Annotated in this window: 13 protein-coding genes; 5 read left to right on the top strand and 8 right to left on the bottom strand. The window is 66.5% G+C overall.

All coding sequences use genetic code 11. The features are described 5' to 3' along the window. Nucleotides 1–12: 12 nt before the first annotated feature. Nucleotides 13–1,308: an ATP-dependent protease ATPase subunit HslU gene (gene hslU, locus QBJ92_RS02680; protein WP_277968139.1), complete on the top strand. Its 1,296-nt coding sequence runs from the start codon at nt 13–15 to the stop codon at nt 1,306–1,308. A gap of 119 nt (nt 1,309–1,427) precedes the next feature. Here hslU and QBJ92_RS02675 read toward each other — a convergent pair whose 3' ends face one another. The 8 genes from QBJ92_RS02675 to QBJ92_RS02640 form a co-directional block, all read right to left on the bottom strand. Next, entirely contained in the window at nt 1,428–1,811 is a 384-nt protein-coding gene (locus tag QBJ92_RS02675; RefSeq protein ID WP_277968138.1) for a DUF6491 family protein, read from the bottom strand. Further along, nucleotides 1,808–2,218 carry a DUF6491 family protein gene (locus QBJ92_RS02670; protein WP_277968137.1) on the bottom strand — a complete coding sequence of 137 codons (411 nt, stop codon included), beginning with the start codon at nt 2,216–2,218 and terminating at the stop codon, nt 1,808–1,810. The genes QBJ92_RS02675 and QBJ92_RS02670 overlap by 4 nt, the downstream gene beginning before the upstream one ends. A 51-nt stretch (nt 2,219–2,269) precedes the next feature. Continuing rightward, nucleotides 2,270–3,004 (bottom strand): hydroxyacylglutathione hydrolase, encoded by a 735-nt coding sequence (gloB, locus tag QBJ92_RS02665; protein ID WP_277968136.1) that lies wholly within the window; start codon nt 3,002–3,004, stop codon nt 2,270–2,272. Further along, nucleotides 3,004–3,420 (bottom strand): VOC family protein, encoded by a 417-nt coding sequence (locus QBJ92_RS02660; protein ID WP_277968135.1) that lies wholly within the window; start codon nt 3,418–3,420, stop codon nt 3,004–3,006. The genes gloB and QBJ92_RS02660 overlap by 1 nt, the downstream gene beginning before the upstream one ends. A gap of 115 nt (nt 3,421–3,535) precedes the next feature. Then, the gene (locus QBJ92_RS02655; RefSeq protein WP_277968134.1) at nt 3,536–4,291 is read right to left on the bottom strand and encodes a tetratricopeptide repeat protein; all 756 of its coding nucleotides are present in this window, start codon (nt 4,289–4,291) and stop codon (nt 3,536–3,538) included. After that, nucleotides 4,288–5,016 (bottom strand): alpha/beta hydrolase, encoded by a 729-nt coding sequence (locus QBJ92_RS02650; RefSeq protein WP_277968133.1) that lies wholly within the window; start codon nt 5,014–5,016, stop codon nt 4,288–4,290. The genes QBJ92_RS02655 and QBJ92_RS02650 overlap by 4 nt, the downstream gene beginning before the upstream one ends. A gap of 146 nt (nt 5,017–5,162) precedes the next feature. Next, on the bottom strand, nt 5,163–5,405 hold the full coding sequence (locus tag QBJ92_RS02645; protein ID WP_277968132.1) for a DUF6356 family protein: 243 nt from the start codon (nt 5,403–5,405) through the stop codon (nt 5,163–5,165). An 11-nt stretch (nt 5,406–5,416) separates the two neighbouring features. Continuing rightward, the gene (locus QBJ92_RS02640) at nt 5,417–6,823 is read right to left on the bottom strand and encodes a glutamate ligase domain-containing protein (RefSeq protein ID WP_277968131.1); all 1,407 of its coding nucleotides are present in this window, start codon (nt 6,821–6,823) and stop codon (nt 5,417–5,419) included. A 46-nt stretch (nt 6,824–6,869) separates the two neighbouring features. Between QBJ92_RS02640 and QBJ92_RS02635 the strand changes: the two genes are divergently transcribed. The 4 genes from QBJ92_RS02635 to infC all read left to right on the top strand — a co-directional run bounded on the left by QBJ92_RS02635 (nt 6,870) and on the right by infC (nt 12,031). Beyond that, nucleotides 6,870–7,685: an LD-carboxypeptidase gene (locus QBJ92_RS02635; protein ID WP_277968130.1), complete on the top strand. Its 816-nt coding sequence runs from the start codon at nt 6,870–6,872 to the stop codon at nt 7,683–7,685. Between the two features lie 96 nt (nt 7,686–7,781). Continuing rightward, entirely contained in the window at nt 7,782–9,068 is a 1,287-nt protein-coding gene (locus tag QBJ92_RS02630) for a methyl-accepting chemotaxis protein (protein ID WP_277968129.1), read from the top strand. 200 nt (nt 9,069–9,268) lie between these two features. Then, nucleotides 9,269–11,260 carry a threonine--tRNA ligase gene (thrS, locus tag QBJ92_RS02625; RefSeq protein ID WP_277968128.1) on the top strand — a complete coding sequence of 664 codons (1,992 nt, stop codon included), beginning with the start codon at nt 9,269–9,271 and terminating at the stop codon, nt 11,258–11,260. Between the two features lie 267 nt (nt 11,261–11,527). Then, entirely contained in the window at nt 11,528–12,031 is a 504-nt protein-coding gene (gene infC, locus QBJ92_RS02620; RefSeq protein ID WP_232283442.1) for a translation initiation factor IF-3, read from the top strand. Nucleotides 12,032–12,045 lie beyond the last annotated feature (14 nt).

Genomic DNA, 12,045 nt, shown 5'->3' with positions numbered 1-12,045 from the left:
TGAGAGAGACAAATGAACGACTCCCTTACCCCCAAGGCCATCGTCCGCGCGCTTGACGCGCACATCATCGGGCAGGCCGACGCCAAGCGCGCGGTCGCGGTCGCAATGCGCAACCGCTGGCGGCGGCAGCAGCTCGGCGACGACCTCCGCGACGAGGTCAGCCCCAAGAACATCCTGATGATCGGGCCGACCGGCTGCGGCAAGACCGAGATCAGCCGCCGTCTGGCCAAGCTCGCCGACGCGCCGTTCATCAAGATCGAGGCGACCAAGTTCACCGAGGTCGGCTATGTCGGCCGCGACGTCGAGCAGATCGCGCGCGACCTGGTCGAGGAAGCGGTCCGGCTCGAAAAGGAACGCCGCCGCAGCGCGGTCAAGGACAAGGCGGAGGAAGCCGCGCTCGCGCGGCTGCTCGACGCGCTGACCGGCAAGGGCGCGAGCGAAGCGACGCGGGAAGCGTTCCGCCAGCGCCTCCACGACGGCCATCTCCGCGACACCGAGATCGAGATCGAACTGGAAGCCGCGCCCAACATGCCGTTCGAAATGCCCGGCGGCGGCGCGCAGATGATCAACCTGTCCGAAATGATGGGCAAGGCGTTCGGCGGCGGCCAGATGAAGCGCCGCAAGCTGACCGTCCCACAGGCGTGGGACAAATTGGTCGAGGAAGAAGCCGACAAGCGGCTCGACCAGGACGAGGTCAGCCGCGTCGCGCTCGCGGATGCCGAAGCGAACGGAATCGTGTTTCTCGACGAGATCGACAAGATCGCGGTGAGCGACGTGCGCGGCGGTTCGGTCAGCCGCGAGGGCGTCCAGCGCGACCTGCTCCCGCTGATTGAGGGCACGACCGTCGCCACCAAATACGGGCCGATGAAGACCGACCACGTCCTCTTCATCGCAAGCGGTGCGTTCCATGTTGCCAAGCCGTCCGACCTGCTCCCCGAATTGCAGGGTCGCCTGCCGATCCGGGTCGAATTGAAGGCGCTGACCGAGGACGATTTCGTTGCGATCCTGAGCGACACCAAGGCGTCGCTGACGCAGCAATATGTGGCGCTGATCGCGACCGAGGGCGTGACGATCACCTTCACCGAGGACGGCATCCGCGCGATCGCGAAGATGGCGGCGCTGGTCAACGGCGACGTCGAGAACATCGGCGCGCGGCGATTGCAGACGGTGATGGAGAAGCTGCTCGAGGACATCAGCTTCAACGCCGAGGACCGCGGCGGCGAGACGATCGCGATCGACGCGGCCTATGTCGAGACGCATCTGGCGGGGATTGCGCGCAATACCGACCTCAGCCGGTTCGTGCTGTAAGGGGGCCTTCCGCCCAACATCCGTTCGGGCTGAGCGAAGTCGAAGCCGCGCCCAGCACGGGCGGACGTTCCTTGTGAAAGGAACCCTTCGACTTCGCTCAGGGCGAACGCAGCGCGGGGTTACCGCGCCCGCTTCACCTTGCTGTACGGCGTGAACATCCCCAACCGGCAGCGCGGCCCGGGTATCCCGATCCCCCCACGCTGCAGCGTATAGATCTGGTCGTTCTGGCAAAGCTGCCCACTGCGCACCTCAGTGACGAGGATCGCGTTCGAATCGAGCCCCGGACACGCCGCGGGCAAGTCGTTGCGCCAGATCCGGCTGCCGTCGGGATAGAGCAGCGTGTGATCGTCGATGATCTGCGGGTTCTGCGTCTGGCTGCCGAAACCACGCAGACAATTCTGCGGCGCACCCGGCGTCCGATCCTTGAGCGCCGCATCGAGATCGCGCGTGTCGGAGGACGTCGCCGCCCCCAGCGCCAGCGCGGCGAGCGTGAGCCGGATCATGGCTTGCGATAGTGCGTGAACGCACCGAACGTGCAGCTCCCGCTCGGAATACGCGAGACGAGATCGACCGTCTGGAGGATGTCGCCCCGGCACAATTGCCCGGTGTAGGTGCGGGTTACGATCGCATCGCCACGCCGCAGCCCGAAGCAGCCGCCATTGGTGTCGGTGCGGTACAGATCGTTCTTGGTCGAAATATACAGAATCGTATCGCCGATCCGCGTCGAGTCGCGATAGCGGGTCTGCTGTATGCATTGCTCGGGCTTGCCCGGCACCAGCCCGGCTAGACGCTTGTCGAGTTCGGCCGAGTCCTTGGCGGCCTGGCGTTCCTGGCTGGTCGTCCGCTTGTCGGCGGACAAGGCCGCGCTGCCGACGGTTAGCAGCAAGACGGGTAATAACAGACGAATCATCAGATCATCCTCTGGCTGGCGTGTCCCCTGCCTGCCGTGATCCTACACCGTTCACCCCCGGAAAGCATCCTTCGCCGCGCGCCGCTCGGCAAGCTGCTGTGCAGACGACGCACGAAGGAAGGGGTTGGTCGCCTGTTCCAGCGCGATCGTCGTGGGAACGGTCGGCTGCCCCGCCGCGCGTTTTGCATCGACGTCGCGCATCCGCTCGGTGATCGCGGCATTGTCCGGCTCAGCCACCACGGCGAAGCGACCGTTCGACGCGGTATATTCGTGCGCGCAATAGACGACCGTGTCCCTGGGCAGATCCGCCAGCCGCTGCATGTTGGTGAACATCTGCGCCGCGTTGCCTTCGAACAACCGCCCGCAGCCCATCGCGAACAGCGTGTCGCCACTGAACAACAGCGCATCGTCCGCCATGTGAAAGACGATGTGCCCGGCGGTATGCCCCGGCGTCTTGATCACGCGCGCAACGTGCGCGCCGATCCGCACGCTGTCGCCTTCGCGCAGGCCATAATCGAGCGTCGGGATCCGGTCAGCCTCGGCCGAAGGTCCGCTGACCGTCGCGCCGAGCGCCTTGATCGCGGCGTTGCCACCGGTGTGATCGCCATGCCAGTGGGTGTTCCAGACCTGCGAGATCGTCCACCCGCGCTGCTCCGCCGCCGCGAGCACCGGTTCGGCCTCACTCGGGTCGACCACCACCGTCTCGTTCGAGACGGGGTCGTGGATCAGCCACACATAATTGTCGCTGAGCGCAGGGACGCAGACGATCTCGAGATCGGTCGCCATCACCAGACGCCGGTATTGGGCATCGAGGACCACGGCTCGGCGAGCGGGAGCGGGTTGCCCTCCTGCAGCAGCTCGATCGAGATGTTGTCGGGAGTACGAACGAACGCCATGTTGCCGTCGCGCGGCGGGCGGTTGATCGTCACGCCCGAATCCATCAGCCGCTGGCACGTCTCGTAGACATTCTCGACCCGGTACGCGAGGTGGCCGAAATTGCGGCCGCCGTCATACGCTTCCGGGTCCCAATTGTGGGTCAGCTCGACCTGCGCGTCGTGATCGCCGGGGGCAGCGAGGAAGATCAGCGAGAAGCGGCCCTTCTCATTGTCGATCCGGCGAACTTCCTCGAGGCCGAGGACCTTGAAGAAATCAATCGTCGCGACCGGGTCGGTGACGCGGATCATGGTGTGGAGGTACTTCATCGACAGGCGCTCCCATGCGGTTGCCTCGTCAGATAGGAGTGCGCTGGGTGGTCTGCCACCCTGGCGACGCAATCGGGACGCTTTCCCACGCACCCCGTCGCGGGCTTGTGAGCGCCTATTGCGCGCCGCTGAACTGTTGCAACGCCGCCGCGGCCGCCTTGCCCGATGGACTGTCGGGGCGAAGGTTGGCAGCCTGCTGCCACGCCGCCTTGGCATTGGTCGCGTCGCCCGCCTTGGCGGCGATATTGCCCGCCTCGAGCTGGACGTCGCTGTCGTCGCCACCCAGCCGAAGCGCCTCGGCAATGTCCTTTTGCGCGCGCGGCATGTCGCCGGTGCGCCGTGCGAGGGTCGCCGACAACAGCCACGCCAGCGGGTCCTTCGGAACTTCGCTCAACGCCCGGTCGAGATCGTCGCGCGCGCCCTCCATGTCGTTCGCGGTGACGAGCGCCCGCGCCCGGTCGAGATGCGCTTCGCCAAGGTCCATGCCGGTCAGCGTCCCGCTCGCGATCGCGGCATCGAGCGCGGCGCGTGCCTTGCTGGCGTCGCCCGCCGCGAGCCAGGCGTTGCCCGCTTGCGCCCAATAGCCGGAGCTGCGCGCATCCTTGGCCTTTTCGGCGGCGGTGGCGGCGGATTCGAATGCGATGGACGCGGCGGACCAGCGTTGTTCGCGACTATACGCCATGCCGAGGCACTGGCTTGCGAGGAACCCGCCGCCCGCAACCCGCCACGCGCCCGCCTCGGCTTCCGCCCCCGCCGGGTCGGAGGTCGCGCGGTCCAGACAATGCTCGTAGCGCGCGCGTTCGCTGGAGGCGGGGCCGACCGGGCCCATCGGCGTGGGAGTAGCAGCCTGGGCGAGGAGGAACAGGATCATAAGGCGGGCGTCACATCCTCGATCGCCTGGATCAGCAGCGCGATATCGGAGTCGCGCGACAGGCGGTGGTCGCCGTCCTTGATCAGATGCACCTGCACATCGGCTGAACGAACCAGCTCGGCGAGGCGGACCGTGCGGTTGTAGGGGACGTCGGCGTCCTTCATCCCCTGCACGAAGCGCACCGGGCAATCGACCGCGATCCCGCCCGACATCAACCGGTTGGCCTCACCCGATTGCCAGAAGGCGCGGGTATAGAGCGTCGGTTCGGGGCCATACGGCGAGGGACGTTCCATCCGCCCGTCGGAGAGCAACGCCAGTTTCTCCTCGGTGGTGAAGCCCCAGTCGGTGAAGTCTGGCGCGGGCGCGACGCCGACCAGCGCTGCGACCTTCGCCGGATGATCGCGCGCGACCAGCAGCATCAGCCAGCCGCCAAGCGACGACCCGACGAGGATCGCCGGGCCGGTGACGAGCTGGTCGAGCACGGTCAGCACGTCGTCGCGCCAGTCGGCGAGCGTCTGGTCCGCAAACGCGCCCTCGCTCTTGCCGCACCCGCCATAATCGAACCGCACGAACCCACGGCCCTGCGCGACTGCCCACGCTTCGAGCGCGAGCGCCTTGCTGCCGGTCATGTCGGAGGCGTAGCCGGGGAGGAACACGACCGTCGGGCCAGTCCCCTTGGTGCGCTTGAAGGCGAGCCGGGGGCGTTCGGCTTTGGGGGTGGTCATCAAATTACTCGCGGATAGGGTGGGGCATGGTTGCACTGACCATCGTTCTCCCGCGAAGGCGGGAGACCAGGGTTACGCGCGTTGGGCTCGGCAACTCTGGGCCCCCGCCTGCGCGGGGGAACCAAAGTTTTGGATAATAAGACGCGTCAGATCACGTAATCGACGCTGCGCACCTGTGCGACCTCGCCACGTTTCACCACCATCTGGCGGTGGAGCTTGGCAACCGTCCGGCTCCCGCTGGTCTTGCACCACGCCGGTACGAACGCATGCACCACCGCGCCCAGACCGCCGACGATCATCGTCATCCCGAAACGCGACGCGACGCCGAAATGCTCGGTGTAGCTTTCGCCGACGGTGGCGGGATGGTCGAGGAACAGGCGGCGGAACATCGGCGTCTCCTTCAGGCGGCGGGCGTGCCGCGTTTCTGCGCGATCCGCGCCAGCACATCGGCGGCGAGCTGGCTGAGCGTATCGTCGCGGGCACCCATTACCACGATCCGGTCGCCGGGGCACGCCTGCTCGACCAGCCATGTCGCCGCGTCGGCGCGATCGGCGATGTGCAGCGCGCGTTCGCCGATCCCCGCGACGATGTCCGCGCTGGTCACCTCGCGCGAGACGGTGCCGCCCTGATAGACCGGATCGGGCAGCACCAGCCGGTCGTCGTCGTGCAATTGCTCGCGGAACATCGCGATCAGTTCGTCCCGCATCACCTTGAGCGGGCCATAACCATGCGGCTGGAACAGCACGAGCGACCGCCCGGGAAACGCGTGGAGCGTCGCCAGCGTCGCCGCGATCTTGTCGGGGTTGTGTCCGAAATCGTCGATCACCGTCACGCCGTTCGCTTCGCCGACCAACTCGAACCGCCGCTTGAGGCCGGTAAACCCCTCGATCGCTTTGATCGCCTCCTTGAGCGGCACCCCCGCCGCGCGCGCCGCGCCGAGCGCCGCGAGCGCGTTGGAAACATTGTGCGCCCCGGGCACGGACAAGCGCACGCGATAGGTCACACCCTTCGCCACTAGGTCGAACGTGATTGCGGACGGGGCTGGGACGAGGTTGGTCGCGCGCAAGTCCGCGCTCTGGTCGATCGCGAAGGTCACCAGCCGTGCGGGATCGAGTGTCCGCGCCAGCGCCGCCGCCTCGGCATCCCCGACGTTGAGGATCGTCGTCTCCGCCTTGCCCGCGAACGCGCCGAACAGCGCGCGCAATTCCGCGAGCGACTTGTGGTCGAGGCTGACGTTGTTGAGCACCGCGATCCGTGGCTGGTACAAGGCGATCGACCCGTCGCTTTCGTCGACTTCGCTGACGAACGCTTCGCCATCGCCGACCAGCGCGCTCGCGAAGGGCGCATCGTCGCTCGCGAAATTCTTCATCACCGCGCCGTTCATCACCGTCGGGTCCCGCCCGCACGCGTGGAGAATCCAGCCGATCATCCCGGTCACGGTCGACTTGCCACTCGTCCCCGCCACCCCGATCGGCAACGCGCTCGCGTTGAACAGCGAGGCGAGCAGTTCAGGACGGCTCAACCGCGCCGCACCGACGCGTTCAGCGGCGACGATGTCCGCGACGCTCGCCTCGACCGCAGCCGACGCCACGACGATCTGCTCCGCCGACGTCACGCCCGAGCCGTCCTGCGCGAACAGGGTGACGCCCTTGGCGGCGAGGTCGTCGAACTTGGCGGGCAGGCGCCCGGCATCGAGTGTCCGGTCCGATCCCGCCACGGTCGCGCCGCGCCCGGCGAGGATCATCGCGAGCGGCATCATCCCGCTGCCACCGATGCCGACGAAGAAGTAGGGTTTGCCGTTAGTCATTCCCCGGCGCTATCGCGGGGCAGCATAAATCGCCACAGGAAATGGTATGAAGATCGGAGTGGTGGCCCCCGCCCGCGGGATCGACGCAGCGCTGGCGGCACGCGCGCAGGGCCTCGCGGCGATCATCGCGCCCGAGGTCGATCTGGTCGTCCACCCGCAATGTTTCCTGTCCAACGGGCATTTCGCGGGCACCGATGCGGAGCGCACCGCCGCCTTCGTCGACATGGCGAACGATCCGACGATCGACGCGCTGTGGTTCGCGCGCGGCGGCTATGGGTCGAACCGGATCCTGCAAGCGGCAATCCCCGCGCTGGGCGAGGCGGCGCGACGCAAGACGTACATGGGGTTCTCCGACATGGGGTTCGTGCTCGGCGCGCTCTACGCCGCGCGGATCGGGCGGCCGGTGCATGGGCCGATGGTCTCGACCGCGGGGAGCGGCGACGGGGGCGTCGGCTTCAGTCGCGGCCTGCTGTGGTTGACGAAAAAGGACCGTTCCGTGCTCGAGCCCGGGCTCGATGGGCGACCGGCGGCGGCGTTCAACCTCGCGATCCTGACCGCGCTGATCGGGTCGCCGTGGCTCCCCGACCTGACCGATCATGTGCTGATCGTCGAGGAAGTGTCCGAACCGCTCTACCGGATCGACCGGATGCTGTTCACCATGGCACATGCGACGCAGCTCAAGGGGATCGCCGGTGTCCGGCTCGGGCAGATCAGCGAAGTCCAGGCGAACGAACCCGAATGGGGCGAGACGATCGAGACGATGATCCAGCGCTGGTGCGGCGAGATGCGCGTGCCCTATCTCGGGCGCGCCGAGATCGGGCATGTCCGCAACAACCGCGTGGTGCCGTTCGGGGTCGCCTGACACGAAAAATCCCTGCGGCGTCCCGCCCGGACCGCCGGCTTTCTATGATGGTCCCAGCGAGGCGTCGCACGCCGTCCTATAGCGCGGGGTTTTCCTATGAACTGGTTTCGGGCCGATGCGCCCATTCGCTTGAAGATGCTGGTGTCCTACGGGACGTTCGTGGCGCTTCTGGGCATCACGACCCTGTCCACCGTGCTGTTGCCGTCGTCCATGGCGGTGTGGGTCGCGTTGGGTGCGACCGGCGTCGGGGTCGTGCTGGCGCATCTGTTTCGCGAGGCGGTGTGCGTGCCTTATGTCTCGACCGTGGTGCGGATGGAGGGCCTCGCGGCGGGCGACCTCGAGACGCCGATCGACTTTACCGACTATAAGGACTGCGTCGGGCGGATGACCAAGGCGATGTTCGCCTTCCGCGCGACCGCGCAGGCACAGCTCACGCTCAACGAGGAGGCGGAAATCAACTCGCAGATCATCCGCCGCATGGCGGACAATTTCGGTCGCCTGTCCAACTGCGACCTGACCGCCGACATCGTCGAGGAATATCCCCCGGTCTATGCACCGCTCAAGGCGAGCTTCAACGACGCGCTCGGCAATTTGCGCGCCTTGCTCGGCTCGGTAATGACGAGCACCGGCAACATCCAGACCGGATCGAGCGAGATCGCGCAGGCCTCCGACGACCTCGCGCGGCGCACCGAAAGCAACGCCGCCAGCCTGGAACAGACCGCCGCCGCGATCCAGCAAGTCGATTCGCGCCTCAAGGCGACGGCGCGCGCCGCGACGCAATCGGTCGAGACCTCCGAACAGGCAAAGGTCGCGGTGCTCGAAGGGCGCAGCCGCACCGATGTCGCGGTGCAGGCGATGACGCGCGTGATGGATAGCGCCAAGGGCATCGACGACGTGATCGAAGGGCTCGACAAGATCGCGTTCCAGACGCGCGTCCTCGCGATGAACGCAGCGGTCGAGGCCGGACGTGCCGGGGATGCGGGACGCGGGTTCGCGGTCGTCGCGGATCTCGTCAGCGCGCTCGCAATGCGCGCGGAAGAAGAATCGAAGCGCGCCCGCGACCAGTTGAGCGCGACTCGCGTCGATATCGGGGCCGCGGTCGATGCGGTGCAGAAGGTCGACGATGCGTTCGGCGTGATCCTGACATCGGGCGAACAGGCCGCGCAGCTCGCTGAGCAGATTGCCAGCGACAATGCCGCGCAAGCGAGCGCGATCACCGAGGTCAGCACCGCGGTCCACGCGATGGATCAATCCACCCAGCAAAATGCCGCAATGGTCGAACAGACGTCCGCGGCGGCGCGCAACCTCTCCGAGGAAGTGGTCCAGCTTGCCGCACAGGCGGACCGGTTCCGGGTAGAGCCGGCGCGGCATGCCTATGCCTGACCGCGCGCAAGACACTCGGATCACGCGCGGACGGCCGGGAAGGGCGACTGGGAAGACAAAGGGGCGCGCCATCGGTGCGCCCCTTTCGGCGGATGGGCCGTACGTTTCCACGACAGGGTGACGGATCGCGCGCGCTTGCCTATATCGGCGCACCCGGCTTAAGCCGCGGCCTTCATCCCTCTCGGAAAGTCCTTGTCCTCATGTCCGCGCTGTTCCGCATCTCGCTACCCGACGGTTCCGTCCGCGAGGTAGCCCCGGGGACTACGCCGGCGGACATCGCCGCCGCGATCGGTCCGGGTCTCGCCAAGGCGGCGATCGCTGCGCGCGTCGATGGCGAGCTGCGCGACATCATGCGCCCGTTCGACGGCGACAGCGCGCTGGCGCTCGTCACCGCGCGCGACGAGGCGGATGCGCTCGAACTCGCACGCCACGATCTCGCGCATGTCATGGCGGAAGCGGTCCAGCACCTGTTCCCAGGCACGCAGATCACCTTCGGCCCGGCGACCGACGACGGCTTCTATTACGACTTCGCGCCGAAAGACCGGCCCTTCACCGACGACGATCTCCCCGCGATCGAAGCGGAAATGCGCGCCATCATCGGGCGCAACGAGCCGTTCGTCCGCGAAGTGTGGAGCCGCGAGCAACTGATCGAGACGTGGCAGCAGCAGGGCGAGACGTTCAAGGCCGAATGGGCCGCCGAGCTTCCCGATGGCGAGGAACTGACGATCTACCGTCAGGGCAAGTGGCTCGACATGTGCCGCGGACCGCATATGGTCTCGACCGGCAAGCTCGACCCGAACGCGTTCAAGCTGACGCGCGTGTCGGGTGCCTATTGGCGCGGCGACCAGAAGAACGCGATGCTCAGCCGCATCTACGGCACCGGCTGGCTCAACAAGAAGCAGCTCGATGCGCATCTCACGATGCTCGAGGAAGCGGGCAAGCGCGACCACCGCAAGATCGGGCAGGAAATGGACCTTTTCCATCTCCAGTCCGAAGCGCAGGGCTCGGTGTTCTGGCACCCAAAGGGCTTCATCCTGTGGCGCCAGCTCGAGGCCTATATGCGCCGCCGGCTCGACGCGGCGGGCTATGCCGAGGTGAAGACCCCGCAGCTGATGGACGCGCGCCAGTGGGAACAGTCGGGCCATTGGGGCAAGTATCGCGAGAACATGTTCGTCGTTCCCGACGAGATCCCCAACACCGACGATGACGCCGCGATCGTCAGCAACAATGCCGACATGATGGCGCTCAAGCCGATGAACTGCCCGGCGCACGTGCTGATCTTCCGCCAGGGGATCAAATCGTATCGCGACCTGCCGATCCGCATGGCCGAATTCGGCTGCTGCCACCGCAACGAGCCGCACGGCGCGCTCCACGGCATCATGCGCGTCCGCCAGTTCACGCAGGACGACGCGCATATCTTCGTCCGCGAGGATCAGCTCGTTACCGAGGTGCAGCAATTCTGCGAACTGCTCGACAGCGTGTACCGTGACCTCGGGTTCGAGGATTATGCGGTCAAGCTCGCGCTGCGGCCCGAGAAGCGGTTCGGCACCGAGGACATGTGGGACAAGGCCGAGGCCGAATTGCGCGAGGCGGTGCTCGGCTCGAAGCTCAGCGAATCGATCAAGGCGAAGTTCGAGGAACTGCCGGGCGAGGGGGCGTTCTACGCGCCGAAGCTCGAATTCCATCTGACCGACGCGATCGGGCGGACGTGGCAGGTCGGCACGATCCAGTCGGACCGCGTCCTGCCCGAGCGGCTCGACGCATCGTACGTTGGTGCGGATGGCGAACGCCACCGCCCGATCATGCTTCACCGCGCGATCCTCGGGACGTTCGAACGCTTCATCGGCATCCTGATCGAGCATCACGCCGGGCGCTTCCCGTTGTGGCTGTCGCCGGTGCAGGCTGTGGTCGCGACGATCGTGTCCGACGCAGACGATTATGCGCGCGAGGTCGCCGAGAAGCTCAAGGCGGCCGGCATCCGCGTCGAGACCGATCTGCGCAACGAGAAGATCAACTACAAGGTGCGCGAGCATTCGCTGGCGAAGGTCCCGAACCTGCTCGTCGTCGGCAAGCGCGAAGCCGAGGAAGGCAAGGTCGCGCTGCGGCAATTGGGCAGCGACCGGCAGCAGTTCCTGACGCTCGACGACGCGATCGCGATGCTCACCGAAGCGGCCAAGGCCCCGGACCTGTAAACGCTTCTACTTTTTAGCCCCTCCCCTTCAGGGGAGGGGTTGGGGTGGGGAAGTCCAGCAGAGCCGAACGCTCGGTTAGACACGGCCCCACCCCCAGCCCCTCCCCTGAAGGGGAGGGGAGTCTATCAACGAAACACGCCCCGTCCCGGATCGTTACCCCGCGCTCTAGCGCATCTTCCGTTTTCCCCCGAAAACCCCTATATACACCTGTCAACGACCAGAGGAGCTACACCTATCCGACCCCCGATGAACCGCCAGGCGCCGCCGATGAATGGCCCTCGCTTCAATGAATTCATCCAGTCCGCCAAGGTCCGCGTGATCGACCAGGACGGCGAGAACCTTGGCGTGATGTACACGCGCGAGGCGATGGAGCAGGCGCGCGAGGTCGGTCTCGACCTGGTCGAGGTGTCGCCCAACGCCGATCCGCCCGTCGCCAAGTTCCTCGATGTCGGCAAGTTCAAGTACGAGGCGCAGAAAAAGGCGAACCTCGCACGCAAGTCGCAGAAGACGCAGGAGATCAAGGAGATCAAGATGCGTCCGAACATCGATGACCACGATTACGACACCAAGATGAAGAAGGTGCTCGAGTTCATCGACGAAGGCGACAAGGTCAAGATCACGCTCCGCTTCCGCGGCCGCGAGCTCAGCCACGGCCAGCTCGGCATGGCGCTGCTCCAGCGCGTCCAGGCCGACGTGACCGAGACCGCCAAGGTCGAAGCCTATCCGCGCATGGAAGGCCGTCAGATGCTGATGGTGCTCGCGCCGAAGTAAGCCCGCGCCGGTTA

Source organism: Sphingomonas echinoides, from assembly GCF_029623395.1.
Classification (GTDB): domain Bacteria; phylum Pseudomonadota; class Alphaproteobacteria; order Sphingomonadales; family Sphingomonadaceae; genus Sphingomonas; species Sphingomonas echinoides_A.
Note: the sequence above shows the minus strand (reverse complement) of the source record. Positions and strands in the feature narration are given on the sequence as shown.